The 14020-nt window shown below is 58.3% G+C and carries 13 protein-coding genes; 8 read left to right on the top strand and 5 right to left on the bottom strand.

All coding sequences use genetic code 11. The features are described from left to right. Positions 1-235 precede the first annotated feature (235 nt). Genes hslO through FJU30_RS21540 form a run of 4 tightly spaced genes read right to left on the bottom strand, consistent with a single transcriptional unit; the run spans position 236 to position 4472 of the window. Positions 236-1114: an Hsp33 family molecular chaperone HslO gene (gene hslO / locus FJU30_RS21555; RefSeq protein ID WP_150437036.1), complete on the bottom strand. Its 879-nt coding sequence runs from the start codon at positions 1112-1114 to the stop codon at positions 236-238. A 25-nt stretch (positions 1115-1139) separates the two neighbouring features. Next, positions 1140-1547, bottom strand: a complete 408-nt coding sequence (gene hslR / locus FJU30_RS21550) for a ribosome-associated heat shock protein Hsp15 (protein WP_150437035.1) — start codon at positions 1545-1547, stop codon at positions 1140-1142. Positions 1548-1565: 18 nt separating this feature from the next. Continuing rightward, positions 1566-2249, bottom strand: a complete 684-nt coding sequence (yrfG, locus tag FJU30_RS21545) for a GMP/IMP nucleotidase (protein WP_150437034.1) — start codon at positions 2247-2249, stop codon at positions 1566-1568. A 54-nt stretch (positions 2250-2303) separates the two neighbouring features. Then, on the bottom strand, positions 2304-4472 hold the full coding sequence (locus FJU30_RS21540) for an IgaA/UmoB family intracellular growth attenuator (protein ID WP_150437033.1): 2169 nt from the start codon (positions 4470-4472) through the stop codon (positions 2304-2306). Positions 4473-4903: 431 nt separating this feature from the next. Here FJU30_RS21540 and nudE point away from each other — a divergent pair, with 431 nt between their 5' ends. Then, entirely contained in the window at positions 4904-5452 is a 549-nt protein-coding gene (gene nudE, locus FJU30_RS21535; protein ID WP_150437147.1) for an ADP compounds hydrolase NudE, read from the top strand. A gap of 54 nt (positions 5453-5506) precedes the next feature. On the opposite strand, the gene mrcA is transcribed toward nudE, so the two are convergent. Further along, positions 5507-8068 carry a peptidoglycan glycosyltransferase/peptidoglycan DD-transpeptidase MrcA gene (gene mrcA, locus FJU30_RS21530; protein WP_150437032.1) on the bottom strand — a complete coding sequence of 854 codons (2562 nt, stop codon included), beginning with the start codon at positions 8066-8068 and terminating at the stop codon, positions 5507-5509. Positions 8069-8186: 118 nt separating this feature from the next. On the opposite strand from mrcA, the gene pilM reads away from it, so the two are divergent. The 7 genes from pilM to aroB all read left to right on the top strand — a co-directional run bounded on the left by pilM (position 8187) and on the right by aroB (position 13900). After that, positions 8187-9029, top strand: coding sequence for a pilus assembly protein PilM (pilM, locus tag FJU30_RS21525; protein WP_150437031.1), 843 nt, complete (start codon positions 8187-8189; stop codon positions 9027-9029). Next, positions 9029-9598, top strand: coding sequence for a PilN domain-containing protein (locus tag FJU30_RS21520; protein ID WP_150437030.1), 570 nt, complete (start codon positions 9029-9031; stop codon positions 9596-9598). Before pilM ends, FJU30_RS21520 begins: the two co-directional genes overlap by 1 nt. Further along, the gene (locus FJU30_RS21515; protein ID WP_150437029.1) at positions 9591-10145 is read left to right on the top strand and encodes a hypothetical protein; all 555 of its coding nucleotides are present in this window, start codon (positions 9591-9593) and stop codon (positions 10143-10145) included. The genes FJU30_RS21520 and FJU30_RS21515 overlap by 8 nt, the downstream gene beginning before the upstream one ends. Beyond that, a complete protein-coding gene (locus FJU30_RS21510) occupies positions 10138-10515 on the top strand; it encodes a HofP DNA utilization family protein (protein ID WP_191091668.1) in 378 nt (125 codons plus the stop codon). The genes FJU30_RS21515 and FJU30_RS21510 overlap by 8 nt, the downstream gene beginning before the upstream one ends. Further along, entirely contained in the window at positions 10512-11786 is a 1275-nt protein-coding gene (hofQ, locus tag FJU30_RS21505; RefSeq protein ID WP_191091667.1) for a DNA uptake porin HofQ, read from the top strand. Before FJU30_RS21510 ends, hofQ begins: the two co-directional genes overlap by 4 nt. Positions 11787-12238: 452 nt before the next feature. Beyond that, on the top strand, positions 12239-12766 hold the full coding sequence (gene aroK, locus FJU30_RS21500) for a shikimate kinase AroK (protein WP_150437027.1): 528 nt from the start codon (positions 12239-12241) through the stop codon (positions 12764-12766). A 48-nt stretch (positions 12767-12814) separates the two neighbouring features. Next, on the top strand, positions 12815-13900 hold the full coding sequence (aroB, locus tag FJU30_RS21495) for a 3-dehydroquinate synthase (RefSeq protein WP_150437026.1): 1086 nt from the start codon (positions 12815-12817) through the stop codon (positions 13898-13900). Positions 13901-14020 lie beyond the last annotated feature (120 nt).

Below are 14020 nucleotides of genomic sequence, written 5' to 3'. Positions count from 1 at the left end.
TAACAATCATAAATCGCAATATCTGTGTTAATAATAATTCTGAATTTATGATCCAGACAGGAAGGCCGGGCAATCTTTCGTTAACGACAAGATGAGCCAGACGGGATTTTCATACATATAAGTTCGTTGCCGCATGAAGCGCCTGAAAGAGTGCATTCGCCGATATTAAGATACCCGGAGGAAGGCCCCCGGGTATCGAACGAATCGCGCATCGACGGCGCGGCATTGGCCGGATTTAGTGCAGAACGTCGGGCGTCTGCTGCTGGCTTTGGCGGAGGGCGGCGACATCGGATGGGCTAAACAGATAATGGCTGCCGCAGTAGTCGCAATGCATATCGATTTGCCCGTCCTGCTGCAGCATGTCATTCACCTCCTCGTCCGGCAGCGTCATCAATGCCCCGGCGCAGCGATCGCGCGAACAATGGCAGTGGAAAGAGACGGCCTGCGGCTCATACAGGGTGACCTGCTCCTGATGGAACAGACGGTAAAGTACTTCGTTGGCCGGCAGGCTGAACAACTCTTCGCCCTTAATCGTGGCGGCCAACTGCGCCAGGTGCTCAAAACCGTCGCTGCTGCTGTTCTGCGCCGGCAGCACCTGCAGCAACAGACCGGCGGCGGCCGGTTGGCCGTCCTGCTCACCGGTACGAATAAATAAGCGGGTCGGCAGTTGTTCCGACTGCAGGAAATAGTTTTCCAGACAGGCGGCGATAGTTTCCCCTTCCAGACCGACCACCCCCTGATAACGCTCGCCGTCGGCCGGGGTGATGGTAATGACCAGATAGCCGTTGCCTGCCATTTCATGCAGAGAACTGTCCGCGGCGATCTCGCCCTGCAGGCGCGCCACGCCGCGCATTTCCTGCTGATTATTGCCGTTGATGACCGCCAGTTTCAGCGGGCCGTCGCCCTGCAGCTGCACGGTAATATCACCGCTGAATTTGAGGGTTGCGGTCAGCAGACTGGTCGCAACCAGCATATCGCCCAACAGCGTTTTCACCGGCGCCGGATAGTCGTGGTCAGCCAGAATCTGTTGCCAGGTATGGCTCACGGTGACCAGTTCACCCCGCACGGCGTGGTTTTCAAATAAATAACGGTGTAGTTGATCCTGGGTGGACATAATTATCTCTCGCTGCGGGCGCGGATTATTCCGCGTCACTGTATTTAAATTTGATGAGCGTCCGGCGCTCTTTTTTATCCGGGCGACGATCCGGATGCGGCATGGTCAGCGCGCTCATTTTGCGCGCCAGCGCCACTTTTTCCCGGTTGGCGACGCTGGCGGCCGTTTCCTGGTAGAGCGTTTGCGCCTCATTGGCGCTCCGGCGCTGCCCGCTGATGGCCCGTACAATCACGGTGCGTTCGTCATTGCCCTGACGCAGTTTAATTTCCGCGTTCACCTCGACCAGTTTGCCTGGTTTACTGCGCTGGCCGTTGTAATGCACCTTACCGCCGTCCACCATCTCGCGCGCCAGCGCGCGGGTTTTGTAAAAGCGCGCCGCCCACAGCCATTTATCCAGACGGATGGCGCCGTCCGTCGCGTTGTGTTCTTTCATGCCGCGTTCTCCTGGTTATCAACGACAGGCGCTCTGCTCCAGAGCCGGCAGCAGAGTATGGTAATCGCTCATGGATGGATGCCGGAGGAACTCTTTTTCCTGCTGGCCTGAATCCGGATTACGTACGCCCAGACAATAACGAATGCCAAAGCATTTGGCGGCATCCAGAATCGGTTCGCTATCGTCGACAAAAAGCGTTCTGTCCGGGTCGAAACCGGTATGGCGCTGCACATCGCGCCACAAACGCTGATTTTCTTTCGGATACCCATAAGTATGGGTGGAAAGTAATAAATCAAGGTGTCGGTCCAACCCGGTATGTTCGACTTTGACCGCCAGACTGTGAGGGTGCGCATTGGTCAGCAGAATCGTACGTTTTTTACTGCGCCGCAGCGCGTTGAGGAACGGCGCCGTGTCGTCGCGCAGACGCGCCCGCACGCCCGTCTCGCTGGTCATGCGGCAAATATCCAGCCCCAGGCGTTCGCTCCAGTAGTCCAGACAATACCAGTTCAACGTGTGCTGCACGGAATGGTATTCATCATGAATCAACTGTTGGGCCTGCGGCAGCGAAATATTGCGCTGTTCGCTAATGGTCTGAGGCACCAGATGCAGCCAGAAATAGCTGTCGAAGGCTAAATCCAGCAACGTGCCGTCCATATCCAGAATGACGGTATCGATCGCCTGCCAGTCAAGTTGAGGATTCATGGAAACTCCGGGGTCGGTCAAATGCCTGAGGTTATTCACCTCAGGGTAGCATAATTATTTTGCCGACCGCCCCTTTCCCGTACTGAAGATATGCGCGCCGAGCAGGCGTGGAATGACGCTCTGAGACGCGAAATGCCCGGCGTACCAGGCATGGATGTCGGCCATGCGATGCCGGTTTTTACGCCAGCGGATAGCCAGCAGCGCGACGTTGACCATAAAAATAATGCTCAACAGCAGCAGCAGCAGACAGGTGCCCAGGTGGCGCCAGAGGGTAATGGCATCCGGTTCGCTGTGCAGATCGATATGGCGGGTGCCGTTGGCGTCGGTGGTGATTTGCGTGATCACTCCGGTCGCGCTGAATGGCGTTTGCAGCAGCAGTGACGAAAGCCGCTGCAGTTCCTGCCACTGCTGCGGGGCGGTGTATTCATGCAGCGGCATCGGCGGCGCCGGATGGGCGACCAACTGACGGCCTTCATCGCTGCGGATTAGAAAACCGCCGGGCGGCGGGCTATTCAGCAGGTCGGCGGAGCGATTGATTTCCTGATAGAAAAAGAAATCGGTCGCGTTATTGACCAGCATCTCCAGATTCTCCGCGCTGACCGGGCGCAGCAGGACGTTCATCCCGTTGAGCGTGCCGGAGCGGGCGCGATTAATCAGCGAATCCCAGTCCGGCGCGTTGCCCAGATTCACCAGCGCGTTCTTCAGCCGCGGACAATCCTCCGCACGGTTGCACAGATCCTGCGTTTTCAGCACCAGACCGGAGAAATCATTCAGCAATATCATGCCTGATTTTTGGATGGCGCTGGCCAGCTGCGAGCTGACTCTGTCGCCGTCGCCGATTTGAGGATGCAGCTGTTCGTTGACCGTTTTGAGCAACGCGGCGGTCTTTTCGATGATATCCGATTCCGGCAACGGCAGCGGTTCCGCCTTATTCCAGTAGATGGCGGAACAGTCGAACGGGGTAAAGGCGTAGTCCGTCCGGCTGACCGGATAGTGCAGGCCTGACGGCACGTAGCACATGCCGGTTCCCTGAATCTGCAGCGTATCGCCGATGCTTAGCGTTTTATTTTCCAGCGCGTCGACCTGAGAAACCTGAATGCTCTGCGCGCCCTGTAGCCAGGCCAGGCTGAGCTTGAGCGGTAAACCGAGCGGAACATAGATCAGCAGCGCAATCATCATCAGCAGAGAACCGCCGGCCAGCACCAGGTTTTTCCCCCAGCGCTGCAGAGGAAAGCGTTTGACTTCCTCATGCAGCGACAGCCAGCGCCCCTGGCGCACAACGTGCTGGCTGAGATAGATATCCACATCGGTCTTTTTATTGATGTCCTGGCTGACCCACGGCTGCCAGTGAGGCGGATAAATAAGATCGATATTGCCGAGCGAGATATTGCTGGCCTGTTCCTGACGCGATTCGCCAAACAGGCCGAGACACTTGGGCGTGCCGCGCAGGCAGTGGATTTCGCGCAGTTCGCGGCGGGACGGCCGCCTTAACATCTGCCAGCCGCTCCAGAGCGCCAGCAATAGCGACGCGCCCACCAGCCAGGGCAACAGGCTGATAGGGCTATTCAGGCTAATCAGCAGCAACAGCAGCGAAACACACAGCAGACCGGCCTCTTTTAACCGGCCGGAACGGTATATCGCGTGTTCCTGCGGCGTTTCCTTACGGATCGTGACCAGTTCGACCGGATCTTCCGTTTTGGTCTGATGAATGGACGCCGGCGGCACGGAGAGCGACGCCTGTGACTGCCTGGCGAATGGCCGTTCATTAACGTAGTCGATAATCGAGTGGCCGTTCAGCGACACCACCAGCGGCGTGGCGCCGGTCTGGATGATTTCCACGTTATTATCCTGGGTAATGTATTTATCCCAGAATGGCGGCAGGTCCACTTCCTGCGTATCGATGTAATAACGCGCCTTGTTGGGCGACTCTCCCGTCAGGCTATAGCGCGTAATAGCGCGAGTCATTGGGTAGACGCGGTTGCTTTGCATCGTGCGCGCCAGGCGGTAACCGGTGCGCACCACCGGCCCATTGCTGTCGCGCTGCGCCAGATAGCGCTCAACGGCAATCCGCTCTTCGGGCGTGAGCTGGCGAAAAGCCGAAGAGCCGGAAGACAAGATACGAGTAAAGGGCAGACGATGGCGCAGGGAATAGCCCGTGAAGCACCCGACAGCCACCAAACCGGCGAAGAGCACTGCCAATACGGTAACCAGAGTTGTGCTCATGTCATCTCCATACAAAAGATAATGGCTCCCTGTTGATCGGATACTAGCAAAATTAAATAAGTGATAATAATCAGAACGCCCTGTTGCTGGTTGTCAGTATGACAGTCGCTTTTATCCGGCTGAGGCAGAAGGGTAGCAGCTGGACAGGGTGTCCGGTATGAGGAAAATCTGAATTTTTTTCCCGGCTATTGACTTTTTACTTTATCTTTCAATGTGAATAGTTAACATTTCTTGTTAAAATTACGTGAAATTGCCAACATGATAGTTGCGGTTACCAACCAGGTTAACGCACAATGTGAGTAAGATCAAAAAAGAAAGCTAGCCTCCTTTCTGTTCAACGGCACGTTATTAATAGCGGGTGGATGCCATGTTTATTGGCCGCCCAGGGAAGGCAGGCTGTCGTTCTGGCGATCGCTCGCTATGGAGCCATGATGAATAACAACCTGCAAAAGCCCAGGATCCTTAGTATAGAAACAGTGGCGCGTTCGCGCTTGTTTAATGTGGAATCGGTCGATCTTGAATTCAGCAACGGCGCTCGTCGGGTGTATGAACGCATGCGCCCGTCAGGACGGCAGGCTGTCATGATCGTTCCAATGCTGGGTGAAGATCTGCTGTTGATTCGCGAATATGCCGTGGGCATCGAACAATACGAATTGGGATTTCCGAAGGGGTTAATCGATCCCGGCGAGACGGTGTTTGAGGCGGCGAACCGCGAACTGATGGAAGAGGTAGGGTTTGGCGCTGAGCGATTGGAGCTGCTGACCACGCTGACCATGGCTCCCTCCTACTTCTCCAGCCGGATGAATATCGTGGTGGCGCAGGGCCTGTATCCGCAAAGCCGGCAGGGCGATGAGCCTGAACCGATGCCGCAGGTACGCTGGCCGGTACGGGATATGCTGGCGCTGCTGGAAGAACCCGATTTTCGCGAGGCGCGCAACATCAGTGCGCTGTTTCTTACTCAGCGCTGGCTGTCCCGCTGATCCTCTGCCGACAGACGAATACCGCCCGCGCTTCCCTGCGCCGGGCGGTTCGCATCAGAATAATTCCTGACTTTCGCCATTATCCATTAGCGTGGTGCCGGCTTCGTGCACCGAATATTCCGTCGGCTGGGTGCCGTCGATAAAGTATTCGCTGCGGCTATTGCCCCCGCCGCCGGATAGTTTACCGGTGCTGCGATCGATCGTGACGCTGACGATGCCGGGCGGCGGCGTCAGTTTTTGTTCCGGTACGCCTTCGAGCGCGACTTTCATAAAGTCGTCCCATGCCGGCTGAGCGCTCTTTGCGCCGCCTTCATAGCCGGATATTTGATCCTTGAGCGCGCCGGATACCGTGGTGCGGCCGAGCGCGCGGCGATGATCGTCGAATCCTATCCAGACGGATGTCACGATATCCGGGCCATAGCCGGAGAACCAGGCATCTTTGGAACTGTTGGTCGTCCCGGTCTTGCCGCCAATGTCGCGACGCTGCAGTACTTTGCCGGCGCGCCAGCCGGTGCCCATCCAGCCAGGTTCGCCGAAGACGTTGGAGTTGAGCGCGTCCTTGATCAGGAAGGACAGCGGCGTACTGATCACGTGCGGCGCATAGGGTTGCGAATCGCTTTGCTGCGCCTGGGCGGGCGTCACCGGCTCAATCCGCGGTTCGGGCACGACGCCCGGCTGCGGCGTCTCGCGCGATGTGGCGACGTTCTCGGTATTATCGTCAGACAACACCAGCGAGCGCTGCGATTCGCCGTAGACCACGGGCAGATTGCAGTTATTGCAAACGACTTTCGGCGTTGCGGTGAAGACGGCCTCGCCCGTGTCATTTTCGATTTTGGTAATAAAGTAGGGATCGACCAGGTAACCGCCGTTGACCATCACCGCATATCCCCGCACCAGTTGCAGCGGGGTGAAGGAGGCTGAGCCCAGCGCCAGCGATTCGCTATGCACGATGTTTTGCGCCGGGAAGCCGAAACGCTGCTGCAGGTATTCGGCGGCGTAATCCACCCCCATGGCGCGCATGGCGCGCACCATGACCACGTTCTTCGACTGCCCCAGCCCCTGACGCAGGCGAATCGGACCGTCGTATTCGGCCGGCGAGTTTTTCGGCCGCCAGTCGGAACCGGCGCCGGCGTCCCAGCGGGCAATCGGCACGTCGTTGAGAATCGAGGCCAGCGTCAGGCCCTTATCCATGGCGGCGGTGTACAGGAACGGTTTGATGTTGGAGCCGACCTGGCGCAGCGCCTGGGTGGCGCGGTTAAATTTGCTCAGGTTGAAGTCGAACCCGCCCACCAGCGCCCGCACGGCGCCGTCGGACGGATTAAGAGAGACCAGCGCCGAATTGACGTCCGGCACCTGAGCCAGCCACCAGACGTTGCCGACCTGACGCACCCAGATTTGCTGACCGGCCTGCACGGCGTCGGTGGCCCGGCGCGGCATCGCGCCCTGCAGCATATCGGATTTGTACGCGCGCGCCCAGCGAATGCCTTCCATCGGCAACTGAATGCTGCTGCCGTCGGCCAGTTGCGCGGTGGCCTGGTCCGCATCGGCCAGGGTGACGACCGCCGGCATGAGCGGGCCGTAGACCGGCAGTTTTTTCAGCGTATCGATAATCCGGCTGCGATCCCATGCGGCTTCGCCGACTCGCCATAGCACCTTTTCGGGGCCGCGGTAGCCATGTCGCATATCGTAAGCCAGTACGTTGTTGCGCAGAGCGTCCTGGGCGGCCAGCTGCAGCTTTCTGGTCACCGTGGTGTAGACCTTATAGCCGTCGTTATAGGCATTTTCGCCATAGCGATTGAACATTTCCTGACGCACCATTTCCGCCAGCCAGGGGGCGGAAAATGCGATTTCCGGCGTGTGGTAGTCGGCTTCCAGCTTCTCGTTGCGCGCCTGATCGTACTGGGCCTGAGTGATGTAGTTTTCATCGCGCATTCGCGCCAGCACCACGTTGCGGCGCGATAGCGCGCGGTCGTAGGAGTAGAGCGGGTTGAAGGTGGAGGGCGCTTTGGGCAGCCCGGCAATCATCGCCATCTCGCTCAGCGTGAGCTGATCGACGGATTTGCCGAAATAAACGTGCGCGGCCGCGCCTACGCCATAAGCGCGATATCCCAGATAGATCTTGTTCAGATACAGCTCAAGGATTTCGTCTTTGCTCAGCAACTGTTCGATGCGCACCGCCAGGAACACTTCCTTGATTTTACGGATCAGGGTGCGTTCCGGGCTGAGGAAGAAGTTTCTGGCGAGCTGCTGGGTAATCGTACTGGCGCCCTGCGAGGCATGGCCGGACATCATGGCGATGGAGGCCGCGCGGATGATGCCCACCGGATCGATGCCGTGGTGGTCATAGAAACGGCTGTCTTCAGTGGCGATAAAGGCATGCACCAGCTCGGGCGGGATCTGATCCAGCCGCAGAGGAATCCGGCGTTTTTCGCCGAACTGAGCGATCAGTTCCCCCTCGGCGCTGAAGACCTGCATTGGCGTTTGCAGCCGAATATCTTTCAGCGTGGCGACATCGGGCAACTGGGGCTCGATATAACGATACAGGCCATATATCGAGGCGGCTCCCAGCAGGATGCAAGCCACGACAAGAATAAATAAATACTTTACGAACTTCACCTGAAATCTTCCATTCAAACGGGTCTGGATAGTTTATAAACAACCGCGCGCTAGTATAAAGGTAAGCCTGCTACGTGGATACGTTCTTTTATTCAACGATAGGGAGGTCGCGTTACGCATGGCTTATCAGATCTGGCGGGTTGGGTTAGATATACAAAACGGATGCCTGCGCGCTCTCGCGGTTCAGCGCCGTCGTTATGGCTGGCAGCTCCGTCAATGGTGGCAGCTCAGGTTGCCGGACGATACGCTACGTGGCGGTAGTCTACACTATCCCGACCGTCTTTGTGAGGTCTTGCTGCACTGGCGTAAACAATTGCCCCGCGCGATCTCGCTGCGGGTCGGTTTTCCGGTGCAGCGCATCCTGCAGCAAAACATGCCGTTGCCTGACCGCCGGCTGCGCGAGCCGGAGCGCAGCTGGTACATAGAAACCATGGCGGCCAGGCTGTTTCCGGTGAGTGGCGAGTCACTGACTTTCGACTATCGCGAGGAATCCGGTTCGCTGCGGGTGACCGCCGCCTGGCGCCAGGAGCTGGATCTATGGCTGGGCTGCCTGCGCCAGGCCGGTTTGACCCCGGACGCGGTCGATATTATGCCCTGCGCTCTGCGCGGCATGGCGCAATCGGCCGGGTTGGCGCAGGAGGGGATTTTGGTGCATGAGCTGACGGAAGGCTGGCTGTGGACCACCTCGTGGGGACAGCCGCTGCAGTTCGGTATGCTTTACCGCGATGAGATACGCCATCTGGCCGATGCGCTGCGGCAGGTTGTCGCGCAGTGCCCGATGTCCGTCTCGCAGCCGATATATTACAGCAGCGCGGCGGAGCATGGGGCGCCGCCTGCCCCTGGCGAGGCCGTTCTGTGGTCTCCTTTGAGCGCATTCAGCCAATTGCAGCCGCCGTTGCCCGAGCGGCCAGGCGCGTTTGTGCTGGCTGGCGGACTGGCGCTGCGGCCCGGAGATGCCTGATGGTGCAGGTTAATTTCCTCCCCTGGCGCCAGAACCGTCTGCGGCGGCAAAAACGCCACTGTTTTCTTCTCCTGCTGGGGCAGATGCTGCTGGTCGCGGGCGGGTTCGCGCTGTTGTTTCTGTCCTGTCGGCAGCAGCAGCAGGCATTGAGTCGGACGCTGGATGGCCTTTCCCGCCAGCAGCAGAGCACCGTCGGGCTCTATCAGCAACGGCGCGAATGCTGGCAGAAAATCCAACGGCACCAACTGCGGCAGGCGGAGATCCTGGCCAGTCAGCAACATAACCAGCGTTATCAGGCCCTGCTGGCGCAACTGCCGGTGCTGGTGTCGTCGCGGCTGTGGCTGACCTCGCTGCAGGAACGGGATCAACGCCTGTCGCTGAATGGCGGCAGTGACGCTTACGACGCGATAGTGGCGTTCAGTGAGGCGCTGGCGGCGTATCCGGCGCTGAATAATATTCGTCTGGAAACAGTATCCCGCGCCGCGCCGTCCACGGAGGACGCGCGCCCGCTGCATTTTGCTCTGCAGGCGATGTGGCGGTCGACGGGGGCGTCTTCCCCTAATGAATAGCCTATGGCCTTTGTGGCTGGCGCAGCCGTTCTGGCTGCGGTTTGGGCTGCAGAACGTGGTAGTCGGCATTCTGGGCGCGTTGGCCGGCTGGGCGCCGTTGGCGAGCGAATGGCGCGGTCGGGAAAGTCTGCGCCAGCAAATCGCTCAGACTCAGACGCAGCTTGAACTGTATCGCGGCAAACTGGCGCAACTGCCGTCCGCCGACGCGCTGTCCGCACAATGGCGTGAGCTGGTTGAACGGCCCGCCGCGTCCGGGGGCGCGTCGGTGCATGGCCGGGTGATGGCCGCGCTACGACAATCCGGGGCCCGTCTGCTTTCCTGGCACACGATTACCGATGATAGTGAGCCGTCACAAACAATGCGCAACTGGCAGTTGATTCTGGGCGCCGATTATCACCGGCTCTTGCGTTTCCTGCAGGCGTTTAATTCCGCGCCGCATCCGGTGCGCATTGTCCGGCTGGCGATCGCGCGCGATAAGGATGAATTGACGCTCACACTGGTACTGAGCGCCATACGAGGGACGGATGAACGGCAACCGAATGAATAAATATGGGATCTTTATTATGGGCGTGAGCGTAGTTATGCAGGCTGGCGGCGCGGGTCATGAAGCGGCGTCCGCGCGCGATCCTTTTCAGCCGCTGAACGGGGCGTTCTGCGCGCCGGCGGAAACATTCAGCGGTTGGCGGATGCGCGGCGTCATTGGCCAGAATGCGCGCTGGTCTGGCTGGCTGGCGCAGCAGGCGGCGGGCTGGCGCAAGATCAACACAGGCGATGTGCTGCCGGGCGCGTGGCGGATTGTCCGTCTGGATAAGCGCGGCGCGGAGTTGATCGCCGTCGGGCGCTCGCCGCAGTGCGGTCCTGCGCTGAAAAGCGTGCGGCTGTCTTCTCCTTTTCTATCCGGGGCGGGGCGGCCATGACGAGAATGGCGCCGGTCGGCGCGAGGTGGCTGAGTCTGCTGCTGGCTCTTTGTTTTGCTCCGTTGTCCGCGGCGTCGACACCCCCGCTGGTTTCCATGGCTTTTGATGAGGTGCCGGTTCAGCGTGTGCTGCAGGCGCTGGCCGATCATCAGCAACTGAATCTGGTGGTGGCCCCGGAGGTAAAGGGTGACGTTAGCCTGCGGCTGGCGGACGTACCCTGGCCGCAGGCGCTGGATATCATCCTGCGCAGCGCGGAACTGGCGATGGAGCGTGAGGGCAATGTGATGATGGTGTTCCCGGCCGGCGTGCTGCTCCAGCGGCAACGGCAGCAGGAGGCGCAGCGGCGGCGGCAGGAGCAGAACCTGCCGCCCGGCAATCTGTCGATGGCGCTGCGCCATGCCGATGCGCAAGAGGTGGCGGACAGCCTGAACGCGCAGCGCGGCGCATTGCTGACCGCGAGCGGCAGCGTAACGGCGGATAATCGCACCAATACGCTGTTTATTCGGGACAGTGAGCAGGCGCTGGCGCAACTGAAACTCTGGGTGGCGGAACGGGATCTGCCATTGGCCCAGGTTCAACTGGCGGCGCACATTGTCACCATGAGCAATGAGAATTTGCGCGAGCTGGGCGTGAACTGGGGGCTGGCCGCGCAGGAGAGCGGCGCGCGGGCGCTGCGCATCAATAACTTTTCCGTAAGCCTGCCGGTCGAAACGCCGACGGCGCGCGCCGGTTTCCATCTTGCCCGCATCAACGGCCGCCTGCTGGATCTGGAGCTGATGGCGCTGGAGCAGGAGAATCAGGTGGAGATCATGGCCAGCCCGCGTTTGGTTACCGCCCATCAGCAGACCGCCAGCATTAAACAGGGGACGGAGATACCTTATCAGGTATCGAGCGGGGCGAGCGGTTCAACTTCCATCGAGTTCAAGGAGGCGGTGCTCGGTATGGAAGTCACTCCGCGTATTCTCAGCGGTGAACGGATCACGCTCAATTTGCGCATCAGTCAGAATATGCCCGGCAGAGCGATTCGCCAGGGCGATGACGGCGAGGTGTTGGCGATCGATAAACAGGAGATCCAGACTCAGGTCACGGTAGGCGACGGTGAAACCGTGGTGCTGGGCGGCATATTTCAGCAGCAGAAAACCCGCGGAGAAGAAAAAGTTCCGGGCCTGGGAGACATTCCGCTGCTGGGGCGGCTGTTTAAAAAAAGTACCCGGCAGCATCAGCGGCGCGAACTGGTTATTTTTATTACCCCCACGCTGCTAAAGCCATAAGCGCAATAGCCCATTATTTTGTAGATTACAGATGACCTGACGCTGTTGTCCCGTCATTCCCGCGACTCGCGTCGTTGCGGCCGCCCTCTGACCGAATATTCCGCTCATCAATGTGATAGCATCGGGAAAAAAAGTTTTTTTTCAGCGAACTGTCTCAATATTTTGTTCGATTACCGTCTTCTCAGTTTGACGCTGCGGCGGATTTAGCTTACAAGGGTTAGCGAATTGAGCACTGAAGTGTTGTTGCACCGGAGATGTCGATAAAACACGCTATTTACCCACCTGTGGTGTGTAAGGCAATTTATTCAGTTGCCAAACGCCCCTGAGTGTTGAGATAATTTTTTGTCTGATTCTCGCACTATCGCTCATGAGGTTTCAGTTTAGGTCCCGCTGCTGGTTTGATTAGCGGGGCGGGTTATCATTAACGAATTGTCTTAGTAATACCAAAAAACATGGCAGAGAAACGCAATATCTTTCTGGTTGGGCCTATGGGTGCCGGCAAAAGCACCATTGGCCGTCAGTTAGCTCAGCAACTCAATATGGAGTTTTTCGACTCCGATCAAGAAATTGAGCGACGTACCGGGGCTGATGTGGGCTGGGTATTCGACGTGGAAGGCGAAGAAGGATTTCGCGATCGCGAAGAGAAAGTCATTAATGAATTGACGGAGAAACAGGGAATCGTTCTGGCGACTGGCGGCGGTTCAGTAAAATCGCGCGAAACGCGCAATCGTCTTTCCGCTCGGGGTGTAGTGGTGTATCTGGAAACCACGATCGAGAAACAGCTGGCTCGCACCCAGCGCGATAAGAAGCGTCCGTTGCTTCAGGTTGAAAACCCACCGCGTGAAGTTCTGGAAGAGTTGGCGAAAGAACGCAATCCGCTGTATGAAGAAATCGCCGACGTCACCATTCGTACTGACGATCAAAGCGCTAAGGTCGTTGCTAACCAGATTATTAATATGCTGGAAAGCAACTCATTTTAATCTTCATACCTGCCTCCGGCAGGTTTTTTAACAGGTCTTTATTCGCGCATGGAAAGAATTACCGTAACGCTGGGGGAACGCAGTTACCCGATTACGATAGCGGCTGGATTATTTCACGACCCTGCCTCTTTTATGCCGTTAAAGGCTGGCGATCAGGTTATGCTGGTCACCAACCAGACCATTGCCCCGCTGTATCTGGACCGCGTCAGAACGGTACTGGAACAGGCGGGCGTACTGGTCGATCAGGTTATTTTGCCTGATGGTGAAAAATACAAATCTCTCACCGTGCTGGATCAGGTTTTTACCGCGCTGCTGGAGAAGCCGCACGGCCGTGATACTACGGTGGTGGCGCTGGGCGGCGGGGTGATCGGCGATCTGGCCGGGTTTGCCGCGGCCAGCTATCAACGCGGCGTGCGTTTTATTCAGGTGCCGACTACGCTGTTGTCGCAAGTCGATTCCTCCGTGGGTGGCAAAACGGCGGTCAATCACCCGTTGGGCAAGAATATGATTGGCGCCTTCTATCAGCCGGCATCCGTGGTGGTCGATCTGGACTGCCTGAAAACGCTGCCGGCGCGTGAACTCTCCTCCGGTCTGGCCGAAGTCATTAAATACGGCATTATCCTCGATCCCGATTTCTTCTGCTGGCTGGAACAAAACATCGAAGCGATCCGCGCGCTGGACAACCGCGCGCTGGCCTGGTGTATCCGGCGCTGCTGTGAATTAAAAGCAGAGGTGGTGGCGGCCGATGAACGAGAAAACGGCGTACGCGCGCTGCTCAATCTTGGCCATACCTACGGTCATGCGATCGAAACTGAAATGGGTTACGGCAACTGGCTGCATGGTGAAGCCGTTGCGGCGGGGATCATGATGGCGGCCTGCGCCTCCCGGCGTCTGGGCCAGTTTTCCGCGCAAGATTGTGAACGGATCCGTTCGCTGCTGTCGCGCGCGGGCCTGCCGGTCAGCGGACCGGACGTGATGACGCCCGAATCGTATCTGCCGCATATGCTACGCGATAAGAAAGTGCTGGCCGGCGAGTTGCGTCTGGTACTGCCGTTAGCCATTGGCCGGGCGGAAGTCCGTCGCGGCGTATCGCATGAAACCGTGTTGTCATCCATCGCCGACAGTCTGGTCTGACAGTCATAATCGGGTAAGATTTTCCGGGGTTTAGCGACAGACTCAGGTTGATGGTTTATGGTTAATAAATTACAGATGCCTTATGATTTAACCGGCCGGGCCGGCGTGATGGCTGCGGCA

This window comes from Affinibrenneria salicis (assembly GCF_008710095.1).
This window is presented reverse-complemented; position numbering and strand designations above follow the sequence as displayed.

What these genes read in the sequence shown, in the direction of transcription:
- hslO (WP_150437036.1), bottom strand. Translation starts at nt 1,114, where the DNA reads ATGTCCACCCAGGATCAACTACACCGTTATTTATTTGAAAACCACGCC.
- hslR (WP_150437035.1), bottom strand. Translation starts at nt 1,547, where the DNA reads ATGAAAGAACACAACGCGACGGACGGCGCCATCCGTCTGGATAAATGG.
- yrfG (WP_150437034.1), bottom strand. Translation starts at nt 2,249, where the DNA reads ATGAATCCTCAACTTGACTGGCAGGCGATCGATACCGTCATTCTGGAT.
- FJU30_RS21540 (WP_150437033.1), bottom strand. Translation starts at nt 4,472, where the DNA reads ATGAGCACAACTCTGGTTACCGTATTGGCAGTGCTCTTCGCCGGTTTG.
- nudE (WP_150437147.1), top strand. Translation starts at nt 4,904, where the DNA reads ATGAATAACAACCTGCAAAAGCCCAGGATCCTTAGTATAGAAACAGTG.
- pilM (WP_150437031.1), top strand. Translation starts at nt 8,187, where the DNA reads ATGGCTTATCAGATCTGGCGGGTTGGGTTAGATATACAAAACGGATGC.
- FJU30_RS21520 (WP_150437030.1), top strand. Translation starts at nt 9,029, where the DNA reads ATGGTGCAGGTTAATTTCCTCCCCTGGCGCCAGAACCGTCTGCGGCGG.
- FJU30_RS21515 (WP_150437029.1), top strand. Translation starts at nt 9,591, where the DNA reads ATGAATAGCCTATGGCCTTTGTGGCTGGCGCAGCCGTTCTGGCTGCGG.
- FJU30_RS21510 (WP_191091668.1), top strand. Translation starts at nt 10,138, where the DNA reads ATGAATAAATATGGGATCTTTATTATGGGCGTGAGCGTAGTTATGCAG.
- hofQ (WP_191091667.1), top strand. Translation starts at nt 10,512, where the DNA reads ATGACGAGAATGGCGCCGGTCGGCGCGAGGTGGCTGAGTCTGCTGCTG.
- aroK (WP_150437027.1), top strand. Translation starts at nt 12,239, where the DNA reads ATGGCAGAGAAACGCAATATCTTTCTGGTTGGGCCTATGGGTGCCGGC.
- aroB (WP_150437026.1), top strand. Translation starts at nt 12,815, where the DNA reads ATGGAAAGAATTACCGTAACGCTGGGGGAACGCAGTTACCCGATTACG.